Origin of the sequence: Shewanella sp. SM69 (assembly GCF_025653985.1) — a bacterium.
Classification (GTDB): Bacteria; Pseudomonadota; Gammaproteobacteria; order Enterobacterales; family Shewanellaceae; genus Shewanella; species Shewanella oncorhynchi.
Genome location: NZ_JAKKRV010000002.1, coordinates 268,444 through 294,116, shown reverse-complemented (window position 1 = coordinate 294,116; position 25,673 = coordinate 268,444). Strand labels below are relative to the sequence as shown.

Here is a 25,673-nt window from a genome sequence, read left to right as displayed (position 1 = left end):
AAATAGCACTAAAAGATTGAGCTTAAAAGGACTTGTATGACCATAGAAAATATCAGTTGTAACAAGAGTTTTGGCGGTTGGCATAAGCAGTATCGCCATCAATCTCAGTCGTTAAACTGCGAGATGCGCTTTGCCATTTATCTGCCGCCTGAGGCGGTGAATAAACCTGTGCCTGTGCTGTATTGGCTTTCAGGTCTAACCTGTACCGATGAAAACTTTATGCAGAAGGCGGGTGCACAGCGCATGGCAGCAGTACTTGGGATGGCGATTGTCGCCCCTGATACCAGTCCTCGCGGTGACGATGTGCCCGATGCGGCGGATAAAGCTTACGATTTAGGCTTAGGCGCGGGTTTTTACCTCAATGCGACAAAAGCACCTTGGAATCGTCATTACAAAATGTACGATTACATAGTCCATGAGCTGCCTACCTTGATTGAAGCGCATTTTCCTGTCACTACCCAGCGCGCCATCTCCGGCCATTCAATGGGCGGTCATGGTGCTTTGGTGATTGGTCTGAGTAATCCGCACAGATACAGCTCAATTTCGGCCTTTAGCCCGATTTCGAATCCAAGTAATGTACCTTGGGGTATTAAAGCCTTTAGCGAGTACTTAGGTGAAAATCGTGAACATTGGCGGCAGTATGATGCCTGCGAGTTGCTTAAGCTCGCGATTAGCGAAGTGCCAGTACTGATTGACCAAGGTGAAGCTGACAGCTTTTTAGATACCCAATTGATGCCACAATCGCTGGTGGATATCGCCCAAGCTAAGGGCTATCCCTTAGATGTGCGCATGCAGCCGGGTTACGATCATAGCTACTACTTTATCGCAAGTTTTATTGAAGAACACCTTAAGTTCCATAGTCTGTATTTTAAGCCCTAAAGTTATTTAAGATATTGATATTAAAGGCGCAGTGATATTGGTTTATCACTGCGCTTTTTGTTTACCCAATACTGTCTCTTGGTCGTTGGATAGCTTAGAAATATGTCACGCTTGCACATTAATTTGGTTGAATAAAACATTTATCAACAGTAAGTTAGTATTCAATATTTAGGGATTTGAAACGTATTTAAAGGAGATTTGATGAGGATCGTTAAACTTGCCATGTTAGGCGCATTGTTGATATTAGGGGGATGTGCATCGTACACCACCCCAGGTGGTAGTGTGCAGCTGAGTTCGTTAGCTGAATCGGATATCAACTTACTTATGTCCAAAGAGCCTGCTGCGGTATTTCCTGCAAATCTTTCGGTAGCGCGTATTCAAGCTCCCGGTTATTTATCCTATCGAGTAAGCAGTTTTGGTACAGGTCGTTATAGCGTGGTGACGACCCGCGAAGTTGAGACGGAAGCTGACTTTGCTCGGTTAGCTAAAATGCCACAAGTGTCAGGTATTGCGCCATTAAATCGCATTTTACTCCCTGAGAATTTGGACTCGATAAAATCCTTACGAGAAGCCGCTGCGAGATTAAAAGCTGATATCTTACTTATCTATACCTTCGATACTTCATTCCATGCGGGTGAACAACAGTTTGCTCCACTCAATGTGGTGTCTTTGGGTTTCTTAAAGAATAAAGAGATCAGTGTAACGACGACTGTTTCTGCTGCATTTTTTGATGTTCGGACTGAATATCTTTATGGACTTGCCGAATCTACCGCGAAAGAGACGGGAAATGCTAGCGTATGGGGAACGTCTGAAGCGGTAGATGATTTGCGTGTGATTACCGAAAAAACGGCATTTACGCAGTTAATCCCTGAAATAGAAAAAGCTTGGGCGGGTATTATTTCGCAGTATTCCCAGAAAAAATCGTAATCCAGTTAATGTAATAAGAATTCAAATACTGACTGAAAAATGCCGCAACTCACTGAGTTGCGGCATTTTTTATGGTGCGATTTAAGCAATTAGCGAAAGTGAGTTAACACTCTGCACTTAGCACTCAACAATGTTGACCGCTAAACCACCTTTGGCGGTTTCTTTGTATTTACTGCGCATATCTCTGCCGGTATCCATCATGGTTTTGATCACTTTATCCAGTGAAACCTTATGGTTACCGTCACCGCGTAGGGCCATACGAGAAGCGTTGATCGCTTTGATCGCGCCCATGGCATTACGTTCGATACAAGGCACTTGCACTAGGCCGCCCACAGGATCGCAGGTTAAACCTAAGTTATGTTCCATGCCGATTTCAGCCGCGTTTTCAACGTGCTCAACTGTACCGCCCATGATTTCAGTCAGTGCGCCAGCGGCCATAGAACAGGCCACGCCCACTTCACCTTGGCAACCGACTTCGGCGCCCGAAATTGAGGCATTTTTCTTGTACAAAATACCAATCGCAGCGGCAGTTAATAGATAACGGGCGCAGACATCGATATCCACTTCTTGTACGAAGGTATCGTAATAGCATAATACGGCAGGAATAATTCCCGCAGCACCGTTTGTTGGCGCAGTGACGACGCGATCACCGGCCGCATTTTGCTCGTTGACCGACAGTGCGAATAAATCGACCCAATCCATAGCGGTTAATGGATCGACATTGTTACGGCCTTCGGCTTTCAAACGACGGTACAGTGCAGGAGCACGACGACGCAGTTTTAGGCCGCCAGGTAAAATGCCTTCCTTCTGATAACCGCGTTCGATACAGGTTTTCATCGTCTGCCAAATATTCCACAGCTTGGCTTTGACTTCATCTTCAGTGGCTAAACTCAGTTCGTTCGCCATCATTAAAGAAGAAATGCTGAGACCTTGCTCACCGCATAATTCCAGTAAATGAGCCGCACTCACAAAATCAAAAGGAGCCGATTCAATTTGTGAGGCTGGCGATGCATTACGTTGGCTGATTTCGTCTTCATCTAAAATAAAGCCGCCGCCCACTGAGTAGTAAGTGCGATCAAAAATGCATTCTCCTTTACAGTAAGCGTACAAGGTCATGGCGTTAGCATGCGCAGGTAGCGTTTTGCGTCTGTGATAGGTAATGCCTTGCTCACGGGTAAACTTAACTACTTTGCCACAGTGTAGAGTTAAGGTTTCGTCCTTGGAGACGTGTTCTAAAATACCGTCGATACTGTCAGTGTCCACGGTTTCGGGATCTTCGCCCATTAAGCCTAAAATCACTGCTTTGCCCGTGCCGTGGCCTTTGCCTGTTTGGCCGAGGGAGCCAAAGAGTTCGGCTCTTAATTCATCAATCTGGGTCACGAGTCCTGAGTCAGTCAGGTTTTGCATAAAAATTTTGCCCGCTTTCATTGGGCCGACGGTATGTGAACTCGATGGACCTATGCCGATCTTGAACATGTCAAATACGCTAATCATGATAGAAGTCCTGTTGTGTCTTGTTTATTATTTTAGTCTGAGTGCATGGGATTGCTCGCTCTGCAGATTGAAGCACGCTAATCTTGCGCGTGTACTCTGGTCAGTGGCGGCGTTCTTTCATGCGAAATCTGCTTGTGTGATACTCTAACGCCAGTATCCCATAGATTAGTGTGACAATTCACATTAGTTTTTTTTATACGTAATAGTTCGGATAAGCTGAACTTAATTGGGACTTTTTTACAGGCCATTTTATGGCCAAGAATACAGGCTTCGACAGCGCTACAAGAGTAGGTGGCTCGCTTTTTTTAGCTTTTTTGTGAGCGAGGACTACTTATGGCTTGAGTGGTTATTTTTTGAGTATTAATGAATATTTTTAGGGAGAAGTATGAGCTATTTAATGTTGGATTTACTGTCGTTGGACGTCAGTGAGGCTGAATCTGAGATGCTACGCCATCCACAGGTGGGTGGTTTAATCCTATTTTCCCGCAATTTTTCGAGCCGTGATCAGTTGATCCGTCTGGTACAACAGATACGCCAAATACGCCCAGAAATATTAATCGCCGTAGATCACGAGGGGGGCCGAGTACAACGTTTCCGTGATGGCTTTACCATTATTCCCGCCATGGGCGACATTTTACCCGCAGCAAAGGGCGATATGGTATTGGCCAAGCGTTGGGCCTGTGAGCTCGGTTTCTTGATGGCGATTGAATTACTGGCTTGCGATATCGACTTAAGTTTCGCGCCCGTATTGGACTTAAACGGCGTGAGCCAAGTCATAGGTAAACGCAGCTTTAGCCCAGAGCCCGCCGAGGTTATTACATTGGCCGAAAGCTTTATTGCTGGCATGGCCGCAGCTGGCATGGGCGCCGTGGGTAAACATTTCCCCGGGCACGGCAGTGTAGTGGCGGATTCGCACTACGAGAAACCCATTGATGATCGCGATGCCGAGGCGATTTTTGCAAAGGATATCCTGCCGTTTAAAGAATTGATCGCAAAAGAAAAGTTATTAGGCGTGATGCCCGCGCACGTGGTTTACCCTAAAGTCGACCCTAACTCTGCGGGCTTCTCTGAATACTGGCTAAAACAAGTGTTGCGTAAAGAACTTGGCTTTAACGGGGTGATTTTCTCCGACGATCTCGGCATGCAAGGCGCAGGATTTGCGGGCGATTACCGTGCAAGGGCCAGCGCCGCCTTAGCCGCAGGTTGCGACATGATTTTAGTGTGTAATGATAATGCGGGCGTAATGTCGCTACTCGATGGCTTTACTTGGCCTGCGAGCGCGCCACAGTATCCTGCGAGTTTACTTAAACCCAATGCCTCGCAAACGGCAGCGGCGCTCGATAATACGGCTCGTTGGGAAAATGCCAAGCAGCTTGCCGAGCAAATTTGTTTGGCTCAACAGGCGAAAGTTTGATGTAGCGCAAGGTGTGAGATCACTCTTTTGCTAGGGTTAGTTAATTCACTGTGATTAAAAATGATTAAAAGGCCTTGATATGATTTTCTATCTTCATGGATTTGATGCGACTAGCCCAGGTAATCACGAAAAAATGCGTCAGTTGCAATTTATTGACCCTGATGTGCGTTTGATCAGTTACAGCACCTTGCACCCTAAGCACGACATGCAACACTTGCTTAAGGAAGTCGCCAAGCAAATGCAGCATAGCGACGATCCCGCGCCGTTAATGGTTGGCGTAGGACTCGGCGCTTATTGGGCCGAGCGGATTGGATTTTTAAATGGTCTTAAATCTGTGCTGATTAACCCTAATTTGCACCCAGAAAATAATATGCAGGGCAAGATTGACCGCCCAGAAGAATATGCCGATATCGCCAATAAGTGTGTGTCGCAATTTCGCGAAAAGAATACCCACAAGGCCATGTGCATATTTTCTGTGAATGATGAGATGTTCGATAATCAGCAACTCGCCAGTGAATTAAGCGCCTATTATTCGATTGATTGGGATGACGTTCAACCCCACAAATTCCCCCAGCTCGCTGCCCATCTGCCCAAAATAAAAGCCTTTAAGTTGGCTTGATTGATATCGATTGAATAAAAGTATCACTCCTCTTTTTATATTTAAGAGGGGGGAGTGGATTTATCTCATCGGCTATTCCGCCTTATGGTTTGGCTTTCGTACTTCATGTGGCGGACATTGCGACTTTGAATATGACTGTGGCTATTGGGAATATTTTTAAGTAGAGCACATTGAGGGCTCTAGATTATAAAATCGACTGTATTGGTTTTGGACTGAAATGTGTAGGAAAGTAGTCTCGAGTGGCTGCGACTTTTGGTTTTTTTTTAGGGGATTAGCGTTGGCTGGTATCTACTTGCACAGGCTTGCCATGGCATTGACTCACCGACACGCAGCCAGTCCATCCTTGGATGCTCGACCGCCCCGTCCATGGGGCGGACGGTCGTCTCGCCAATCACCATGGCTCACCTTTCGTGCATTCACGTAACCTGTAGATTTAAAAGACATACGCAACACACTTTTGGACAAAACCTTATTAGATAATTGGCTCTTCTTAGCCAGATTCGGATTAGCTATTCTTTAGTAACGTCTTACCGATTTTCAAGTAATCCAATGGCATGGTTTGTAACAAAGATAAGGTTGTTTGCCCAGTACCAAAGTTATCGATAGCCATTAAAATCCCCAACTGGCGTAAGCTTTCAATGCGCTGGCGCCACGTTGAACGCAATCCTAAAGCCCGAGTCAACCTTCATATCAGTAAAATCTTTTAATGCCCGCTCAAAAATATAGTTGGTTAATGGAACAATTAATTTGTCCTCTTCGGCAATGGGAATAAACAAATCAGGTCGCACTAGCCCATTTGCGGGTGTTGCCAACGTACTAATGCCTCGACTCCCTTGGCTTTACCGTTCTCGGCACATCACTGGCTGATAAACTAAGAAAAACTCTTCTTTCTCTATTCCACTGCGAATGTCATCGGTGAGGGAATGGCGAGTAACTCTTGAATCGAGTACAAATAGGATAGAACCCGTAAGTAAGACGATGCTAACTGGCCATGAAATGGCCAGAAATATCCAAAAGAAATGCCAGAAAAATGCGGGGACATTTCTAATAACACTGAAAAATTGTGCTCTTCAGAATCTAGTGTTATCACCTTTTTTTTTATAAACTCGAGTGATTCAGGGATCGTGTTGCCAGTTATGGACAAAGCAACATTGATAACAGCGCTGGGAAACACATTCGGCTGTACAAAGGAGTCTAATAAATATCTCCCTTCTTTAATGAAGGCGGCGCCGCGCTTAGAGATAGGATCCTAGTTTAATGATACTACTGCTGGCACTGACATATCGACGAAGGTTAACAAATAATGAATTACTATAAATTAGGTATAAATTCGGAAAGTAAAAAATGGATGAATTATATGAATCCTAGTTCATTTTTTATAGATGGCGAAGGAAATGAATTAAGTGATGTGAAACTATCTGCGATTCAATCTGGATTCAAAGGTGTTTTATATTTCAATGCCTTAAAAGAAGGTAAATCACCTCCGGTGGTCTCGGTTGGAACCAGGTTATTGGCGTTTAATGAGGATGTCTTTTTTGAGGGCGATATTAATGTTAGTGGTGTCCAGTTAATACCATTTATAAATAGGCATAACAATTTAAAGTATGTGTTGATGCATGTATTTAATTACATTGACTGCGTTGATTGGGAATGTTCTAAAATTGAACGTTGGCCTCTGGGCTACATTCCAGAAGTTTGGGAATCAAAGCGTGGGCGATTTTTTATTGAACCCGTTGTCTATAAGGAAAAAATACCTGAAAACTTAGACGCCTTTCGTTTGTATGAGTGGGGTGGTGCATTTAATATAATAATATCCGAAGCTTTCAAAGATAAATTGTTGTCTGTGGAGTTTGATAGTTCCCTTCTTGATTTTAAACCACTATCTCTTAAATAATAAATGCCGAGGAGGTTATTAAACATCCTCGGCATAATTTTTTTGTATATCCATCCCTCAACTTTGTAGGCGCATATTGATGCGGGACACATATTGGGCAAGGTTCTTGGTGTGCAGGTCAATACCCACAGATTATTCATCACTACAATGCAGATGACTTGGTAATATCATAGCAACTGTCTAGAACCACGGTGAACAGCTCCTAGACAGCGAGCCCCCGCAGTGCTTTTAGATTCTTTCACGTACGTAATCTCCTAATTCTATAATGTTTCCAAATTCAAGATATATACCTTTCCCATCTAGAAGCCTATATGACTTAAAATCTCTACGAAAGAGCACAACAGCATCTAATGTCTTTAATTGATAAACGAGCCACCAATTCTGCCCTTCCTTTTTTGGGTAGCTCTGACGACATGATTTTAGGTACTCTTTTATAGACAAACCACGAATTTTTCTTCTATCTAAATCGGCCTCCTTCATTACATCCGGAGGATAAACATATGCACTAAGTTTTGCAGCAGAGATACCTAAGAATTCCGCCTGTCTTACTAATTCACTTGAAGGATTAATTATTTCTTCCAGTTCTGACTGTGTGAGATTGCTATAAATGTTATCTTTACCACATATTCCGCAATGAAATGAAAGATTAATTTCATTGCTGGTCATAAAGTCATCAAAAAAACACGCATCGACTTCATTATATTTTTCACAATACTTACACTTTAATGATGCTGTTGTTGACATTGTTATCCCTACAAAAAGCTAACGTCTTAGTATTTATGCGCTGCGCTGTTTGCAGGGCATAAATCGCTTGTCGGACTTGGCCGCTGCCACATCCGTGTCAATTGGTATAAATGATGCTATAGGAATTTGCTTTTTTGCGGTAGCGTTTTTTATACCGTTTGAAGAGTAATTAGTTGATATCTATGACTGGATGTTACCCTATGAACCAGACTAGGAAAGTCTGATTCACTAGCTAATTTTTGGATAAAAGCTAGTAAGTGATTTTGCTAAATTAGCAGCCAACCAATTAAATCAGGTATAGCACAGTCATTTAACATATCGTCTAGTGTTGATGCTATTGTTTAGTTTGTGAATATTCTATGTTCTACAATATTCACTTATCTTCTTCTCAAACTCTCTAACGAGCCCTTTGGGTACTCGAAGGTTAACCGTATCAGGTTGCTCTACTTTGTATATCCCTTGATAGTTGAGAACGCATATTCTTACAATCTCAAACAATGATTCAATCGGGTCGATACCGTGTTCATCAACAAATTTAGGGTATTTGCCATGGTTTGAGAATGTTGATATTTCCCCATGTACAAACTTACTCCTCAATTCATAAATAGTTTTTATTTTTGATTCAATACCAACTATATCACTGGCGTCTCTACTCACCCCACCAATTATAGAAGCCTTGTTACTTCTTTCTATACTATACAGAGCATCTAACGCAATGAAATGGTTTAGGAACCTCTCTCGTTTATCATGGGTCCACCCATGAGCGATAAAAGATAGTGCAGATTTCATTCTCTTAGTGGGAGAAGAAAAAATCTTCTGTAGATTGCCTAGAACTTCATCGCTCAAGTTTATCTCATAAACAGAAGGTAGATTAGATCTTATTTGTGTAGTAGTAATGCTCGTAGAATCAAAATAATTAATTCTACAATCAACTGTCTCTTGATTGATTCTCAAAGGAGCATCGATAGTCGCACATAGTGCACCAAATAACCGATCTAGATCTTCGGCAGCTTCATTTATTGAGCGTGCATAAACCAAAACAGCAGAACTATCAGGTAGCAGCTTATACCTCCCGATAGGCTCACGGCGTAAATGTTTATCATCCAGTTCTTTTAGTGGGAAATTTATTCCAGTTCGCGCTCTCATATCGCCAAGTAGGTTTTCTATTTGACCTGAACCATAAATACATAAGTTATTAGTGAGCCTATGTACCCCGTCTGTATTAGCATAGCGAATAGTGTAGACGTATGGTTTAGGAGCCTTTTGAGAGTCGATGTGGTCTACAAACAAAGCACTTAGAATATTGCGATGCTGTTGTGAGAATATGGATTTTACTGGCTCATCCAGACTAGTTAACGATAAAAAATCTGCATCAATAGTATTAAATGCATACGAGCAAAACTTTAGAAGTATCTCCTTTGCACTCTGGATATTACTGATACCTAATTCACTTCCTAACTCTTTAATCAGTCTGCTAGCACATTTATTTACTTCTTCATCATTATATTTGAGCCAGAAAACGATATCTCCAGCCATAAATTCACCTATCTGAATAGATGGAGCTCCATCCTTAGGACAGTAAAAGAATGCGTTAGATAAATCGGTTGTTATGCTGCTAGCGAATGAAGTATCCAATATAAATTATCATCAACATGATGGATGTCTTATTGGATATTAATAGATTTAGATTAATTAAGTCAAAGAATAACATCTATTAGTTTGCGAATACCCACTATCACACACACATAATTTTGGAGGTATTCTGACATTAGATCTCAACCGCCAGCCATGAGGAAAAGTACTGAGTTTCCAGTAACACGATCTACCTCTGAGTAAATATGTTAACAAGTAAAGGGGCAATAGCTTTTTAGCTAAACGAACTGCGAAAGTGATAGTTAAGATTGGCATTGTTGTACCAATGACCGTTGGCGGCATGGATGCCGCCGTCGAGCCTATAGGGATATTTCTTATTAAATAATCGGCGAGTCACTGGGAAACAATGACAATTAATGCAGCACAGCTAGCTTTTTGCATCAGTTATTGATGCCGGAATTCGTCATTAAAAACTTGCCTAAGATTGGTATTGCAGTACCTGTGACTATCTAAAAAGGATGTTTTAGTCGCGCACTCAGGTATCGCGCTGAACTGGCATAAATAGCAAAGCATTTTATTTACTGGGCATGAAAGGGCATAATGCGGCGCTTACTATTTGAGATACAAGGAATAACCATGAAGTACTTGGTTAGCGTAGTTGCATGCTGTTTATTATCGGCCTGTTCTTTTGGGGATGCTGATGTTGAGTTTACGCCTGAAAAAGGGGAAGAGCGCTCGTATCAGCTGTATAGCACCACTAACATCACTGTAGACAATGGTCAGCGTACCGAAACGGTTAACGCCACGTCACATCAATTGCTGCGTTATAAGGTCCTCGAAACAGGCAAAAACAGTCGGTTTCAAGTGCATGTCGATTATATGAACATGCGCGATGGCCAAGGGAGCGGCGTCAGTAGTGGCCAGCGGGCCGATCGTAATCCAGAAATGCACGCTATTTTCTCGCAGGGGTTTGAATTTTCTTTAAATCTAGACGATGGCAGCGTTAAAGAATTCAGTGCATTGAACAAACCTGTATGGCAGGCGCTGTTGGCTGAACGCGGCGCAGAGCTTGAGCAGGAACTGAAAAAGCTCTTTAGCTCATCGGCCTTTCTTAGCACCATACCCGCCAAAGCGGGGGCGGTTGTCGCGCTTCCTACCTATCAAGGCCACCCCAATGCCAAGCTTACTGTATTGCAAGTCACAGATACGCATGTGTTAGCCAAAGTTGAAAGTGGCGGCGATCAAGCCAAAATATACGGTCAGTTGATGTTAGAACGTGAGCGGGGTTGGTTAGCGCAGTTAGCCTTAGTGGCAGAAGCGCCGTTTGAGCGCTACGGCTATAAGGGCACAGTGCGCAGCAACGTTATTATGTTGCCGCAGGAGCGCCAGTTGGGCGATCTGACGCAGTATTTAGGTTTTTATGATTTCCCAGTATTTGAGTATCAAAAACAACCTGACGTTGTGTTGGATAACGTCAATAAGACCTTAACCCAAGATGCTGTATTTGCCTATGATGCGGGCTACTTTTACCAGCAAGATGATTTATTAAAGCTGACTTATCAGTATGACTTTTCAGGTTTTAAACCCGAAGGCGGGTTTAGCTTAACCGATATCACAGCACACAGTGCGGATGGCACAGTACTGCCGCTGCAATTGAGCAAGGTAGGTAGTTATAGTTATCCAGAACAGGATGGTTTCCATCAGTCTGAGCAGCAGAATTTGCTTATCGGTTGGAATGCGCCGAATGACCTCTTAGCTCAGGTTGCTGAGTTTCGCGCGACTGCCCATTATCGCAGCGCGAAATTGGTTAAACTTAACCTGACCCCCGATCCCAGCAAAACTGTGGCCTTGCAGTATGAAGATATACAGCTGGAACTCTCGCCAATCCCAGATAAACCATTCAGTTATTTGCTGAAATCGCGAGGCAGCACTGACAAATCTTGGTTATACAGACGCTTTGACGGTGCCGAAGGCGCTATGGTGAAATATCTTTCACCGCCGCCCACTGGACCGGATTGGTTAACCCCGGCAGAGCAAAATATGCTGGCGTTGGCCTCATCGACACAATATGAATCGATCACACAGTTTACCTTTCCCGCAGCGCCGCCCACGCTGACACTCTATGTGAATACTGTGGTTGACAGTGGTGAACTGACTAAGAACATTCGTTTTATTCCGACTCAAGATTACGCGCAAAATGTCGCTTATCCGCCGGTGCAGCAACAACTGCTTTATAGTGATGATATGTATGCGTCCTATGTTAATCAGCCGCAAGTTACTGCACCTGAAGACCCCGCTTTACTTGAGCCGCAAGTCGTGGCCAAATACGGCGTCAGTTTGCTGTTAACTTCCGAGCAGGCAGCGGTGTGCACGCTCAGTGTTGTCGATGCACCTAAGGTCAACGAGCACACACTGCAATGGACAAACACAAGCACTAACAACACGGGTTTTGGTGGAGGGCTGGATAAGTTTGTGCTGTACCAACTGACTAGCGCCGATGGGATCCGCCGCAATTTTTACGACATCAATGTCAGCAGCACTTTGGCCTGTACCGGTACGCCCAAATGGCAAGCGCTAGCGTATCAACCCGAGCAAAGCTGGTTGATTGATATCACTCAGTTGCCGAATGTTGATACCCATCAAACCGTGGCCGACTTTATGCGGCGCTATCGTTTTTTAAATGCGCAAAATTTACAGCTAGCTCCTGCTATTCAAGGTGACAGCAGTGATTTTTATCAGCGTCCGTTGCAGCAAGTATTACGTGAGGAACGCTGGTTTGTACTGGCGGGGCGCGCAGCACAGATAGAGCAGCTGACGATAAGCGGCGAACCGGTCAATAAACAGTGGGTTAATACATTCCCTGCGTTACCTTAAGGAGCAGAATATGAGAGTCTTATTACTATTATCTGCGCTACTTATGTCGTTTAATCTGTCGGCTGAGCGAATTTTACTCGACGAACTATGGCGGCTTAGCGATGTGCCTGGTGAAGCCATTTATTATCAGGAGCAAGCGCCGACAGAGCAAAATGGTGAGTGGCCGCTACAACTCTTTTATCTGGAGACGGATAAACCCGTTTTTAAGGGCAGCGTCAACAGTCCCAATTTAGCCGAGAGTTTTATCGTTGGTGATTTCGAGTTTTTCTATCCCGATGGTCAACTGTCTCGCAAGGGCAGTAGCGATGCACAAGGGCGTTATCAGGGCACGCATCTGCATTATTGGGAAGACGGAGCGCTCTCGGGAGAGTACCACTACCAGCATGGCCAGTTGCATGGAGAGCAGAAAAGTTACCATACTAATGGTCAATTAAGGGAGCTTCAGCATCGTGTGAATGGTGCTGAATTAGGATTATCGCAAAGTTATTTTAACAATGGCCAGTTGCAAACACGCGTAACCTACGGCGCTAACGGTATGGAAGGGCTATATGAAAGTTTTCATAACAATGGTCAGCCGGAGCAAACCGTTAATATGGTGGCGGGGAAAAGAGAAGGCGAGCGACTGTATTGGACAAAAGAAGGCTGGTTATACACTAAAGAGTTTTATCTTAAGGGGAAAATACACGGCGAAGTGTTGATTTACCGAGCTGCCGATGTGCTGCAAGAGATTAAACACTATGAGCATGATAAGCAGGTGGGAAACCAGCAGCGTTTTGATGAACAAGGGCGGTTAGCAGAGCTGCAAAAGTATGATAAGGATGGTCGTGAAATTCAACATATTACCTATGATAATGCCGGTAACGTTGCGACCCAAACCGACACGCAATACCTCGCTAAAGGTCAGACTAGCACTGAACAGCGCTTCGATTCTGCGGGTAAGTTAACTTATCAATATCAGCAAGATACAGCAAAAGACTGGAGCTTACGTCAGCGTTTTGATGCAGCAGGAGAGCTGATTGAACGTGATGAACAACTCAAGGGGCGATACGATGGCTTGTATATCGGTGCTGGCTGGAACGGTTATATCAGGCGGATAAACTACCGCAAAGGTCAAATGCACGGTGCATATCGAGAAGATAAGGCCGAGGACGGCGGCTTTGTCAGCGGCCAATATCACTTAGGGTTAAAGTCCGGCAAGTGGGTCACAAAAAACGCGGATACGACGCGCAATGAGCAGTTTAACCAACAAGGTGAGCTGAGTGGTGAACAAACAGAAATCGCAGCCGATGGCACGATAATGCGCCGAGAGTTTTATAAAAACGCTAAGTTACATGGCGCGTATTTACTGCGTGGCTTTGATAAACAACTGCAAGCCCAAGGTCAGTATGTTAACGGTCAGCGTGAAGGCCAATGGCTGCTGCAAGATGAAAGCAGCTACAGCATGGTTAAGCTCTGGCATGGCAACTATAAAGCAGGACACGAAGTGGGTCACTGGCAAGCCTTTTCCGCCAATGGCCATTTATTAGGGCAGGCTCAGTATGATGATAAAGGTCAATTGCAAGGCAAAGGCTATAGTTTTAACGAAGATGGCAGCCTGCTGCAAAGTGATGAGTATCTTGATAATCAACTGCACGGCAGGTCGGTGTACTACTTTAATGGTGAACCCTCATCCGAGTATCGCTATCAAAATGGTCTGATGATCAGCGAGTAGTACTTCATCACCAACCCACATAATCAAGCAAAAACCGGCTAATTAGGCCGGTTTTTTGCTTTTTTGTATCTAGTTTGCTGCCTTGCTTTATCGTCAGGCATACGCGCCGCTTGTCATTAGAGGGCTCACTTCTCAAACCCTCGTTTCGCGTTTACTAACTTGCCAGAACAAACACAATCTTAGCGTTAAACGTTAACACGCCTTCATACTTCTTCGGTTATCACAGGGGTGTTTTTAAACATGAACAATGCAGATGGGTGTACGAGTTGATTTTCAGCTAAAAGCATTATATTCATTCGGGATGGATAGTTTTACTTTTCAAACTCTTGAAAATAATTATTTATTGTGTAAAGTAGCGACCCTTGCTATTTTGTAACAAAATGATACAGAGTTGCTGTTTTATTTGTCCATTTATTGGATATCCCTTTGCGTATGTCGCCCGACACAGCTAACAGCAGTCTTGTTAGCTGTTTTTTTGCCTAAATTTAAATATTGTTTGTTTTTTGCTCTACAAATCCATAGGTTAACACTTAGCCTTTGGATAATTGCGGCTATGCTTATTTCTATAACAAGGTTCCGTGAAAAAGGAGCGTGAGATGAAGCGAGTATTAATTAATTTGACGGGAAAAGTGCAAGGTGTTGGTTGCCGTCATGCGACCTTGACTAAGGCCAGAGCCTTGGGCGTGACAGGATATGTAACCAATTGCCGCGATGGCAGTGTTGAAGTACTCGCCCAAGGCAGTGACATTGCCGTTAATGCTTTAATTGCTTGGTGCGAAGTAGGTGTGCCTTGTACCGAGGGATTAACCGTAACGGTAGGAGAAGACGAGGCTGATGATATCTACCTCGATTTCTCCATCGTTCAGTCTTAATTTAAACGTACCGTGTTAGCTTAAGAATTGTGCGGGTTGTGCGTTTGTTCAGTATTGGCCAACAGTCTGTATTGATTCGGCATTCTGATTATTTTGCATTGCACTGGGTTGCGCCATCTTGCGGATTTGGATCACCATGCCCATTTCGGGATGATCTAAATAATGGATTTCTTCACTCTTCACACGGCGGTTTTGCTCCAAAGGCACAAACATTAAAAATGGTGTCATGACTTTGGGTGCCGTGAGTGTTGCGCTGGTATCAGCCGCATCACTGGGTACGGCTGGCATTAATTTTCTGCCTTCTTTGCGCAAGTGCAATGCGGTTTCAATATACAAATAGTGGCTTAAATAGATATTCAGCGTGCCATCTAACTCCCATACTGGTGATACAGCAGGTGCAAGCATTGGTGTGCCATCGGCATTAGTCATAGGCTCTGCTTGAGCTTGCTTAATGATTTTTCTGCCATCGAAGTGATAAGTACCTGAGAAATCTTTACCCGCAAATAAGCGTATGGGTACTGAGCCACTCTTACCACGCATAGGTTGTTGCCAAGCTATGTGCAGTAAACTGCGCGTACCACGTTCGCGGGAAATACTATTGATAATGCTCGCGAACTGACTTTGGCTGCGGGTTAACAATACTGGGTTGCCATTGGCTGTAGGATAACTGATCTGTGCGCTGCTGATTTCTGATGGGATCACCGGCGGGTAACGATATTCCACACTCGCAGGCGCGGCAGGCATAGGTTCTGACGTCGAGGTACCGTTTAAGGTTTCAGCGCAGTGGCTATTTGCATCGGCATCAAAGACCAGTGTGCAAGGCGCAGATGCGCTGGGTATCGGCGTGATTGCTTGCGCGATAGCTGGGGAGATTAAGTCTATTGCGTTATCGGTTTTCGTCTTGTTCGGCGCATCAGGCCATTGTTCACTTGACTGACTTTGGCGTTCAAACACATAGACTTCAACCTCGAACCAAGCTTCTGCTTGGACGACCTGGCTGTGTGATAGTGCAATGAGTGTAGCGATAGAGACCGCGAGTTTACGTAACACTATTTATCTCCAAGACGATGTTGCGATAATTGTTCTAGCAAGAGTTTCACTAAAGCGAGCCTGTCTTTACTGGTTTCGGCTGCAAGGCTGAACTTTAACTTATTCGGTCCTTCCATTCGATAGATTTGTGGCTGGCTTTGGAGTAATCCAATAATAAACACAGGATCTATGACATGATCATCACTAAATTCGATGCTGCCACCTTTACTGTGCACTTCTATTTTAGTCGCACCTAAGCGAGTCGCCTCATGTTTATAGAGGGTCATTTCCATTAAGTTACGCGTCGGTTCAGGTAATAAGCCAAAACGGTCGATCAATTCGACTTTTAACTCATCCAGCGCCGCCTGTGTTTCACAACCTGCGATGCGTTTATAGAGCGACAGACGAATATTTACGTCGCTCACATAGGCTTCTGGCAGTAGGGCGGGGATACGCAGTTCAATTTCGCATTGCTGATTGAGCATTTGCGCCAGTGACGGTTCTTTGCCTTGTTTTAAGGCTTTGACTGCCGCTTCGAGCATTTCCATGTACAAGCTAAAACCAATTTTAGAAATATGGCCACTCTGTTCATCGCCCAAGAGTTCACCTGCGCCGCGGATCTCTAAATCTTGGGTCGCCAGCATAAAGCCCGCACCGAGATCTTCAAGAGCATCAATGGCTTCTAAACGTTTGCGCGCATCTGGGGTCATACGTTTGGGATGCGGCGTCATCAAATAAGCGTAGGCCTGATGGTGCGAGCGTCCGACGCGGCCGCGTAATTGGTGTAACTGTGCCAGACCAAAGGTATCGGCGCGCTCAATAATAATGGTGTTGGCACTTGGGACGTCGATACCAGTTTCGATAATAGTGGTACAGACTAACACGTTGAATCTTTGATGGTAAAAGTCTGACATTACCCGTTCTAGATCGCGCTCACGCATTTGACCGTGGGCAACAACGACTCGCGCTTCAGGCAATAAATCGATAATGCCTTGGGCACATTTCTCAATACTTTCAACATTATTGTGTAGGTAATACACTTGGCCGCCACGGAGAATTTCCCGCAAAATAGCCTCGCGCACAGTCGCGGGATCCGATTCCCGCACAAAGGTTTTCACTGCTAAACGTTTGGCGGGCGGGGTGGCGATAATCGATAAATCGCGCATACCCGACATGGCCATGTTTAAGGTGCGCGGAATGGGCGTCGCGGTCAGGGTTAAGATATCCACGTTGGCGCGCAGCGCTTTGATTTTCTCTTTTTGACGCACACCGAATCTGTGTTCTTCGTCGATAATCAACAGGCCTAAGTTTTCAAACTTGGCCTCAGATTGCAGTAACTTGTGGGTACCGATCACGATATCGACTTTGCCTTCTTCCAATTGTTGCAGCACTTGAGTCTGCTCTTTGGCGGTACGAAAGCGTGACATCACTTCAGTGACCACGGGCCAGTCGGCAAATCTGTCTTTAAAGTTTTCATAGTGTTGCTGGGCAAGCAGTGTGGTCGGAACTAGCACGACCACTTGTTTGCCAGCGTTGACGGCCACAAAGGCGGCGCGCATGGCGACTTCGGTTTTACCAAAGCCCACATCGCCACAGACTAATCTGTCCATTGCGGTCGGCGATTGCATATCGGCTAACACGGCGATGATGGCGCTTTCTTGATCAACGGTTTCTTCGAAGGGGAAGCCGCGGGCGAATTGAGCGTATTCTTCTTCGTCAATGGCGCAGCTTTCGCCGGGACGCGCTTGGCGACGGGCATAGACATCGAGCAGCTCGGCCGCGACGTCGCGGATTTTTTCAATCGCCTTTTTCTTGGCTTTAGCCCACGTCTCGTTGCCGAGTTTATTTAAGTGGGCGTCTTCATCGGCGCCAACACTGTAACGGCTGATGAGATGCAATGAAGACACTGGCACATACAGTTTGTCACCGCCAGCGTATTCTAATTGCAAGTATTCTGCGACCAGTCCACCCGTATCTAAGGTGACTAAGCCCCTATAAAGTGCAACGCCGTGTTCTAAATGCACTATGGGCTGGCCAACTTTGAGTTCGGCCAAGTTTTTAATCAGGGCATCATTACTGATCTGACGCTGTTTCTCACGGCGACGTTGCTGGGAAATACGATGGCCGAAGAGTTCAGTCTCACAAATGATACTGATACTTTCTTTGGCGCTGAGCTGCAGCAAACAACCGCGTGACAGCGGTGATACGATAAGGCCTAACTTGGCATCACTTTGAATAAATTCATCAAAATGGTTAAACAGTGCAGGTTTTAACTGAATTTTAGCGAGCAATTCAAGCAGCGCTTCGCGGCGACCCTCGGACTCAGCGCTAAACAACATGCGTTTGGCGCTGCTGGCATAATCTTGCAGCGCTAGCAGCGGTTGCTTTAATTTATGATTGGCGCTGATGTCGGGCAGGGTGCTGGCGGCAATAACAACCGCTTTCGTTGTTTCAGTGCCATCTGTTGGCACTTGCATTTGATAACGTGGCAGCGGTTTAAAGGCGGCAAATAACTCTTCTATGAGTAAATACAGCTCTTTAGGCGCCAGTAATGGCCGCAGCGGATCGACGCGTCTGTCTTGATAGCGATGTTCGACTTCTTGCAGATGGGCGCGCGCCGACTTTTCGATATCGCCTAAGGTGACGAGTTGAGTGTCCTTGGGCAAGTAATCGAATAGGGTGGCGGTGTCATCAAAAAACAGCGGTAGATAGTTTTCGATCCCCGCCGGCATCAAGTTACGGCTCACTAGCTGATAAACCGATTCCGGCTCTTTGACTATGACCTCGAAACGGCGGCGGTATCTTTGCCTAAAACCTTCGATGGCCGAACTGTCGGTTGGGAATTCCTTCGCGGGCAATAGGCGAATCGAGTCGACAGGTTGCAATGAGCGTTGGGTTTCTGGATCAAAATGGCGAATGGTTTCCACTTCTTCATCGAATAGCTCGATGCGCAGTGGCATATTCATCCCTGTTGGGAAGATATCCAGAATCGATCCGCGAATGGCAAACTCGCCATGTTCATACACTTGCTCCACCGAATGGTAGCCAGTGTCGGTTAAATGCTGGCGTACATCGTGTAACTTGTAGCTATCCCCCTTTTTGAGCACAAACACGTTGGCGCTTAAATAGGCCTTAGGTGGCAGGCGCATCATCAAGGTGGTGACGGGCACGATAACGATATTTTGCTCAATCTGAGACAGCTGCGATAGCGTTTCGAGTCGCTGGGAAATTAAATCCTGATGGGGCGAAAAACTGTCGTAGGGCAAGGTTTCGCGGTCAGGGAATAATCTGACCTTAATGCCTGTTTTACTGAGCAAATAACTTAGCTCTAACTCTAAGCTTAAGGCGCTTGGCGTGTCACTGGTGACGACTAAGGTCGTTCCCTTATGTTGACGCGCTAAATTGGCGAGTGTAACTGCTTGGCAAACCCCGCCCACGGTGGACAGAGTCTGAATTTGAGTGCCATTTTTGACGGCTGGCGGCGTTAGGGCTGATATGTGAGTCATTGGCGTGCGATAAACTGATTCATTCACAAAGAGTTGCAGACATTGTAGAGACTTGATGGCGTAGGTGCCAGAGAAAAGTCAGCGGCTATTGACGCTCGTCTCTGGCGAGTTTGCGTAACTTGAGTTGTTTCTGTTGCACATTGAGGCTGGCTTTGACTAATTGCTCCACGTCAGATTCAAGAATTTGACTGAATTCAAAGTCGGTTTGCCATTGTAGATGTTCAGGTTGAGTATGTTGTTCTGTTCTGTCATTACGACTCATATCGCCTTCGGCTTGTGCTATTTTTTGTGCTTGAGTGGCGATGACTTTGCCAAAACAGAGAATGGCAACTAATTCGTCGTGAATAAACAGAGTAATTTTATAGTGGGAGCCAATGTCTAAGGCTGTTGGGGTGAGTAATCTCAGGCCACTACCACCAAATTGGTTACCAAAGCATTTTTCGCCCTCTTGGGTTTCTTTTTCTAATACATGTTGCAGCACTAGATCTACTTTGCGGGATTGCAGCTTTAAAAAATCCACGACAACTTTTGCCTCGTTATCTAAATGGCGCAGCTGTAGCAAGCAGTTAGCTTCGAGTGTTTTGACTTCGCTGAGTAGTTGAATGCCTAATGATTGCATTGATCTCAGTGCCATTTCTGAGGGTAATGGCTGGGAACTCGGCCATTGGCTTAGGTAGGCGGTAAAGTGGTGAGGCACACTAAAATACGGATTGGTGTCAGTGAACAAGGCTTGCCTCTTTATTTATAGGACCAATACCCCTATTATCGTGCCCATCTTCATGATTTAGCAAGTTCAGCACACAGGACGCAACCCTCTTTCAATGAATCCAGGATTCCCTTTCTATATTGGTTACCGTTATTGGCGGGCCAAAAAAGCGAACGCGTTCGCGTCGTTCATTACCTTATTTGCCGTTTCGGGCATTTTTTTAGGCGTTGCAGCCTTGATCGTTGTCAGCTCAGTGATGAATGGCCTTGAAGGCCAACTTAAGCAACGTATCTTAGGTGCAGTGCCACAATTAACCCTTTATAGCGAAGCGCCATTAGTCGATTGGACAAAGCAGGCGAGTGCGCTTAAAGCCTTACCGGGGGTGTTAGGCATTACACCGAGCGTGTCGACGCAGGCCATGGTGCAATCTGCGTCGAATATTCGCGCTGTGCAGGTTTATGGGGTGTTTCCCGAATTAGCACAAAAGTTATCCTCCGTTGCGCAGCATACTTACTCAGGTGCATTTGAACAGTTGGCGAGTGGCGACTTCAAGGTGATTTTAGGATCTGAGCTCGCACGGCAACTCAAAGTTGCTCCCGGTGATACGGTACGATTATTGAGTGGCGATGGTGTGGTGTACTCCCCATTAGGCCCAGTTCCGAGTCAACGTAAGTTCTTGGTATCTGGCATTTTTGAAATGGGCTCTCAGGTTGATGCCGGCGTTGCATATATCCATTATCAAGATGCAAAACGTCTAATGCGCCAACCGAGTGAGGCTATTGATCAGCTTAGACTCTATTTAACCGATCCCTTTAGCGCGCCCGCTTTAGCGTCTAAAGTGCAGGATGTTCTCGCTAAACAAGATATTAAGGTAACAACCAGCGATTGGCGTGATACCTATGGTCACTTGTTTGGTGCGGTAAAAATGGAAAAGAACATGATGTCGCTGATGCTGAGCCTGATTGTGGCCGTGGCCGCATTCAATATTGTTTCGGCGCTAGTGATGATGGTGGTCGATAAAACCACGGATGTGGCAGTGCTAAAAACCCAAGGTGTAACCACGCCCGCCGTGATGGGCATTTTTGTGGTGCAGGGTTCGCTCAATGCAGTACTCGGTTTAGTGCTTGGGCTCGCGGTAGGTATACTTATCACCTTGAATCTGAATGGCATTATGACGACCTTAGGCATTTCGATTTTAGGTGCGGGACAGAGTTTGCCAGTAAAACTGGAGTTGATGCAGTTGTCAGTGATCGTGATAGGCACGCTATTGGTCACCTTGTTGGCGACCTTATATCCCGCGCTGCGTGCGGCCAGTGTGCAACCCGCAACTGCGTTGAGATACGAGTAACCCGTGAGCTTTTATGATTAGTCGTCACCCATGGGCATTCATCCGTGAGTGATGGTTTGCCAAGATGAAAATAATTTAATGTATTGATTTAATGAAATAAATCGATGCCAAAGCATGTTTAAGAGAGAACTTCAATGCAAGACGTGTTACTGCAAGTGCAGAGTGTCAGTAAGAGTTACCATGATGGCGCCGTGACCACGCAAGTGTTGTCTAATGTCGATTTGCAGGTGTTTAAGGGCGAGCAGTTGGCGATTGTCGGCAGCTCAGGCTCAGGTAAGAGCACACTGCTGCATATTATGGGCACTTTGGATGAGCCAACCGCGGGCAAAGTCTTGTTGCTAGGCGAAGATTTATACCAAGTGTCTAGTGCGCGCCAAGCGCAGATCCGCAATCAAGATCTCGGCTTTATTTATCAATTCCATCATTTATTGCCTGAATTCACTGCGCTAGAAAATGTCGCTATGCCGGCATTTATTCAAGGTAAAGACCGTAAACAAGCACTCGCCGATGCCAAAGTCTTATTGGAGCGGGTAGGGCTAGGCCATCGCATGACTCACATCCCCGCCGAATTATCGGGCGGCGAACGTCAGCGTGTCGCTATCGCAAGGGCGTTGATTAATAAACCTAAGTTAGTGCTGGCCGATGAACCTACGGGTAATTTAGATGCTAACAGTGGCGATGCGGTTTATGAGTTGATCCGCGAGCTGGCCGATCAGTTAGGCACGGCGTTTGTGGTGGTGACCCATGATCATAAATTGGCTGCCCGTATGGACCGCCAACTGATGATGAAAAACGGTTACTTGCAATTAGCGGCGGAAACCCAAGTATGAAAGGACCGTTAGCCCTATCCATTGGTTGGCGTTTTTATCGCGCCCGCCAATCCAACAGTTTTATTAGTTTTATTTCCTTTGCATCGACTGCCGGTATCGCTTTAGGTGTGGCGGTATTGATCATAGTTCTGTCTGCAATGAATGGTTTTGAGCGCGAGCTAGAGCAAAGATTACTGGGTGTAGTGCCGCAGGCGGACATTGTCGGGGTGGACGAACCTATCGTCAATTGGCAGAGTGTTGCGCAAGGTGCACTACAAATTGAAGGTATTCGTGGTGCTGCCCCCTTTATTCGCATGCAAGGTTTAGTGCAGAAGCCTGGTGGTTTTCAAGGCTTAGCCGTGGTGGGTATTGATCCGAAAGAAGAAACGAAGGTTTCAACTTTGTCACAGTTTATGAGTGATGCAAGCTGGCAGAGTCTGAGCCAAGATGAGAATCATATCGTCCTTGGCGAGAGTTTATTGACTAAGTTGGGGCTTGAGGTGGGTGATACGCTGGCCTTATATGTGCAGGATATCGATCCCGACGCGGCAGGCAGTTTACGTGCGGCGAAGAGCCATCGTTTTGTGGTGTCAGGCACCTATCATCTGGGCGGCGAGCTTGAACTGACAACCGCTTATATTCCATTGCAATACGCGGCGCAGATCTTGAACATGAATAACGGTGTAACGGGTGTGCGTATTAGCGTCGATAAAGTGTTTGATGCACCAGTAAAAGTGCGCGAACTCGGTTATGCGCAAAAGCAGTCTGTGTATATCAGTGACTGGACACGTACCCAAGGGCATTTATATCAAGATATTCAGTTAGTTCGTACTGTGATGTATTTAGTTCTAGTGTTGGTGATTGGTGTGGCCTGCTTTAACATCGTCTCCACCTTAGTGATGGCGGTGCGGGATAAAGCGTCCGAAATTGCGATTTTGATGACCATGGGCCTGAGTCGTTTGGCTGTGATGGGGATTTTCATGGTGCAGGGCGCGTTAAATGGTCTGCTTGGCTGTGGTCTTGGCGGCATTATTGGCATTAGTGTGGCGCTGAATTTAAGTGCGATTGCGAGCTCAGTTGAGCAGTTACTCGGTATTCAACTGCTCTCGGCCGATGTTTACTTTGTCGATTTTTTACCGTCTGAGTTGCATGTTTCGGATGCAGTACTGGTGATTGTGATGGCGTTTGTGATGAGTTTAATCGCGACTTTGTATCCCGCTTGGAAGGCGAGCCAAATTGCACCAGCACAAGCGTTAGCGGGTAGATAACTGGATAAGTGGTTGTTCGTCCTGTTAGCCGATTTGGGCTGAAATCAGTGCAGATGTTTTCAGGACACTCCTTTCTTCCCAATGACTATTGCTTAATTACTATACTATTTCTAAATACGAAATTGTGGCGACTGAGGACTTGATGACTCGAGTACTTAAGGCTTTAGAATGAAAACCACATAAACAAAAAGGCCAGTGGGCGCTCTTAAAGAGATTACCACTGGCCTTTTTTGTATCTGTTTTATGCGTTTATTTAAAGCTAAGTGTTAATCTTGATTAACGCTTTAAGCCTTCGTTCAATAATGGACGCATGATCTTCACTAATTCTGTGGTCACCTTAGGTGAGCCAGCAACGATGTTGCCCGAAACCAAATAGTTATGGTTGCCAGTAAAATCAGTCACTGTACCGCCTGCTTCGCGGCAAATCAGATCGCCAGCAGCGATGTCCCATGGCTTTAAGCCGATTTCAAAGAAACCGTCCAAACGACCCGCGGCAACATAGGCTAAATCTAATGCGGCAGAACCTGCGCGACGTAAGTCAGCACATTGGCCGAAGACTTCGCCGAAAATAGCCATGTAAGTTTCAGTGTGTTGACGCGCTTTGAATGGGAAGCCAGTACCAATCATGGTAGGCGCTAATTCATTCACGTTGGTCACACGCAGACGGAAATCATTGAGTTTGGCGCCTTTACCACGTACAGCGGTAAAGAGTTCTTCACGGACAGGATCGTAAACAACGGCAACTTCAGTCTTGCCTTTGTATTGCAGAGCGATTGAAACCGCGAAGTGGGGAATGCCTCTAACAAAGTTGTTAGTGCCATCCAGAGGGTCGACTATCCAAACATAGTCTTTATTCTCACCGCGGTTTTCGCCTTTCTCTTCACCCACGATAGTGTGATCAGGGTAAGATTTACGAATTTGGTAAGTAATTGTCGCTTCTGCTTCCTTGTCTACACTGGTAACAAAATCGTTGATACCTTTTGAACTGACTTCGATACGGTCAAGTTCAGTATAGGCGCGCATAATAGTTTGGCCGGCCGCGCGGGCAGCGCGTACAGCAATCGTCAGCATCGGATGCATTGCAATCCCCTGGATGTTAAAGAACGTTAAAATAGCGGGCGGTATTATACTCGATTTGATAGTTATATCAAATACCGATTTTCATATAAGCATTCGGCAATGGCTGTGATAATATTCGTCCCCAACGTTTTATGAATTAAATTAAGTTGTTTCATGCTAAGTAATATTCGAGTGGTTTTAGTGGGGACTTCGCACCCCGGCAATATTGGTTCTACTGCCAGAGCGATGAAGACTATGGGTCTGTCTACTCTGTATCTTGCAGAACCCCGGGTTGAACCCGACGGTCATTCCATAGCATTAGCCGCGGGTGCATCGGATATTCTGAAACATCTTGTGAAAGTGGATTCACTTGCTGAAGCGATTGCCGATTGCAGTCTAGTGATTGCAACCAGCGCGCGCAGTCGCACCTTAGACTGGCCCATGTTAGAGCCAAGACAAGCTGGGGTGAAATTAGCGACCGAGGCACTTAAAGGCCCTGTTGCGATTGTGTTTGGCCGTGAAAACCATGGTTTAAGCAATGAAGAGCTGCAACAGTGCACTTATCATGTGGCTATCCCTGCAAATCCAGAGTACAGCTCGCTTAATCTGGCACAAGCCGTACAAATCATTTGTTATGAAACCCGCGTTGCCCATCTCGCGCAAAAAGAAGTGGCCGAAGAAGAGCTGACTGAGTATCCCTTGGCTGCCGATCAGGAACGTTTTTTCGCACACCTTGAAACGACACTGTTATCAACAGGATTTATCATCAAGAACCATCCTGGACAAGTGATGATGAAACTTCGCCGCTTGTTTAGTCGTGCACGGATTGAGAGTCAGGAAATGAATATCCTCAGGGGCATTTTGACGTCAATTGAGAAAGTGGCGGGTGCTAAAGAAAAATAGCCAAACCTTAATAATTAACACTAA

General features: G+C 45.5%; 20 protein-coding genes. 12 read left to right on the top strand and 8 right to left on the bottom strand.

What is annotated here, in order from left to right; translation table 11 throughout:
- The first annotated feature begins 36 nt into the window (after window positions 1-36).
- A complete protein-coding gene (gene fghA, locus L5M37_RS04650; protein WP_263199577.1) occupies window positions 37-879 on the top strand; it encodes an S-formylglutathione hydrolase in 843 nt (280 codons plus the stop codon).
- 201 nt (window positions 880-1,080) lie between these two features.
- Complete coding sequence (locus tag L5M37_RS04645; RefSeq protein ID WP_263199576.1) at window positions 1,081-1,806, top strand: hypothetical protein; 726 nt, start codon at window positions 1,081-1,083, stop codon at window positions 1,804-1,806.
- A gap of 117 nt (window positions 1,807-1,923) precedes the next feature.
- Here L5M37_RS04645 and L5M37_RS04640 read toward each other — a convergent pair whose 3' ends face one another.
- Window positions 1,924-3,300, bottom strand: a complete 1,377-nt coding sequence (locus L5M37_RS04640; RefSeq protein ID WP_028759794.1) for an L-serine ammonia-lyase — start codon at window positions 3,298-3,300, stop codon at window positions 1,924-1,926.
- 385 nt (window positions 3,301-3,685) lie between these two features.
- On the opposite strand from L5M37_RS04640, the gene nagZ reads away from it, so the two are divergent.
- Together nagZ and ycfP are read left to right on the top strand one after the other, a co-directional pair.
- Complete coding sequence (nagZ, locus tag L5M37_RS04635; protein ID WP_131524457.1) at window positions 3,686-4,714, top strand: beta-N-acetylhexosaminidase; 1,029 nt, start codon at window positions 3,686-3,688, stop codon at window positions 4,712-4,714.
- 79 nt (window positions 4,715-4,793) lie between these two features.
- Window positions 4,794-5,333 (top strand): alpha/beta hydrolase YcfP, encoded by a 540-nt coding sequence (gene ycfP, locus L5M37_RS04630; protein WP_028759796.1) that lies wholly within the window; start codon window positions 4,794-4,796, stop codon window positions 5,331-5,333.
- A gap of 505 nt (window positions 5,334-5,838) precedes the next feature.
- Here the strand turns inward: ycfP and L5M37_RS04625 are convergent.
- Window positions 5,839-5,997, bottom strand: coding sequence for an EAL domain-containing protein (locus L5M37_RS04625; RefSeq protein WP_263199575.1), 159 nt, complete (start codon window positions 5,995-5,997; stop codon window positions 5,839-5,841).
- A 639-nt stretch (window positions 5,998-6,636) separates the two neighbouring features.
- Here L5M37_RS04625 and L5M37_RS04620 point away from each other — a divergent pair.
- Complete coding sequence (locus L5M37_RS04620; protein ID WP_263199573.1) at window positions 6,637-7,227, top strand: hypothetical protein; 591 nt, start codon at window positions 6,637-6,639, stop codon at window positions 7,225-7,227.
- Window positions 7,228-7,455: 228 nt separating this feature from the next.
- Here L5M37_RS04620 and L5M37_RS04615 read toward each other — a convergent pair whose 3' ends face one another.
- Window positions 7,456-7,971, bottom strand: coding sequence for a hypothetical protein (locus L5M37_RS04615; protein WP_263199571.1), 516 nt, complete (start codon window positions 7,969-7,971; stop codon window positions 7,456-7,458).
- Window positions 7,972-8,328: 357 nt separating this feature from the next.
- A complete protein-coding gene (locus L5M37_RS04610; RefSeq protein ID WP_263199569.1) occupies window positions 8,329-9,507 on the bottom strand; it encodes a HEPN domain-containing protein in 1,179 nt (392 codons plus the stop codon).
- A 693-nt stretch (window positions 9,508-10,200) separates the two neighbouring features.
- Here L5M37_RS04610 and L5M37_RS04605 point away from each other — a divergent pair.
- The 3 genes from L5M37_RS04605 to L5M37_RS04595 all read left to right on the top strand — a co-directional run bounded on the left by L5M37_RS04605 (window position 10,201) and on the right by L5M37_RS04595 (window position 15,021).
- The gene (locus L5M37_RS04605; protein ID WP_263199568.1) at window positions 10,201-12,438 is read left to right on the top strand and encodes a hypothetical protein; all 2,238 of its coding nucleotides are present in this window, start codon (window positions 10,201-10,203) and stop codon (window positions 12,436-12,438) included.
- Between the two features lie 10 nt (window positions 12,439-12,448).
- The gene (locus L5M37_RS04600) at window positions 12,449-14,149 is read left to right on the top strand and encodes a toxin-antitoxin system YwqK family antitoxin (RefSeq protein WP_263199566.1); all 1,701 of its coding nucleotides are present in this window, start codon (window positions 12,449-12,451) and stop codon (window positions 14,147-14,149) included.
- A gap of 596 nt (window positions 14,150-14,745) precedes the next feature.
- A complete protein-coding gene (locus L5M37_RS04595; protein WP_028759808.1) occupies window positions 14,746-15,021 on the top strand; it encodes an acylphosphatase in 276 nt (91 codons plus the stop codon).
- 48 nt (window positions 15,022-15,069) lie between these two features.
- Here L5M37_RS04595 and L5M37_RS04590 read toward each other — a convergent pair whose 3' ends face one another.
- The 3 genes from L5M37_RS04590 to L5M37_RS04580 all read right to left on the bottom strand — a co-directional run bounded on the left by L5M37_RS04590 (window position 15,070) and on the right by L5M37_RS04580 (window position 20,283).
- On the bottom strand, window positions 15,070-16,071 hold the full coding sequence (locus tag L5M37_RS04590) for a peptidoglycan binding protein CsiV (RefSeq protein ID WP_263199565.1): 1,002 nt from the start codon (window positions 16,069-16,071) through the stop codon (window positions 15,070-15,072).
- Window positions 16,071-19,556, bottom strand: coding sequence for a transcription-repair coupling factor (gene mfd, locus L5M37_RS04585; protein WP_263199754.1), 3,486 nt, complete (start codon window positions 19,554-19,556; stop codon window positions 16,071-16,073). Before mfd ends, L5M37_RS04590 begins: the two co-directional genes overlap by 1 nt.
- A gap of 85 nt (window positions 19,557-19,641) precedes the next feature.
- Complete coding sequence (locus L5M37_RS04580; RefSeq protein WP_212601065.1) at window positions 19,642-20,283, bottom strand: hypothetical protein; 642 nt, start codon at window positions 20,281-20,283, stop codon at window positions 19,642-19,644.
- A gap of 94 nt (window positions 20,284-20,377) precedes the next feature.
- Between L5M37_RS04580 and L5M37_RS04575 the strand changes: the two genes are divergently transcribed.
- From L5M37_RS04575 to lolE, 3 genes are all read left to right on the top strand, one after another.
- Window positions 20,378-21,610 (top strand): lipoprotein-releasing ABC transporter permease subunit, encoded by a 1,233-nt coding sequence (locus tag L5M37_RS04575; RefSeq protein ID WP_263185431.1) that lies wholly within the window; start codon window positions 20,378-20,380, stop codon window positions 21,608-21,610.
- A gap of 134 nt (window positions 21,611-21,744) precedes the next feature.
- A complete protein-coding gene (gene lolD, locus L5M37_RS04570) occupies window positions 21,745-22,440 on the top strand; it encodes a lipoprotein-releasing ABC transporter ATP-binding protein LolD (protein WP_028759813.1) in 696 nt (231 codons plus the stop codon).
- The gene (gene lolE / locus L5M37_RS04565; RefSeq protein ID WP_105252620.1) at window positions 22,437-23,687 is read left to right on the top strand and encodes a lipoprotein-releasing ABC transporter permease subunit LolE; all 1,251 of its coding nucleotides are present in this window, start codon (window positions 22,437-22,439) and stop codon (window positions 23,685-23,687) included. Before lolD ends, lolE begins: the two co-directional genes overlap by 4 nt.
- Before the next feature lie 276 nt (window positions 23,688-23,963).
- On the opposite strand, the gene suhB is transcribed toward lolE, so the two are convergent.
- Entirely contained in the window at window positions 23,964-24,767 is an 804-nt protein-coding gene (gene suhB / locus L5M37_RS04560; RefSeq protein WP_028759815.1) for an inositol-1-monophosphatase, read from the bottom strand.
- 153 nt (window positions 24,768-24,920) lie between these two features.
- On the opposite strand from suhB, the gene trmJ reads away from it, so the two are divergent.
- Entirely contained in the window at window positions 24,921-25,649 is a 729-nt protein-coding gene (gene trmJ, locus L5M37_RS04555) for a tRNA (cytosine(32)/uridine(32)-2'-O)-methyltransferase TrmJ (RefSeq protein WP_263185432.1), read from the top strand.
- The last annotated feature ends 24 nt before the right edge of the window (window positions 25,650-25,673 follow it).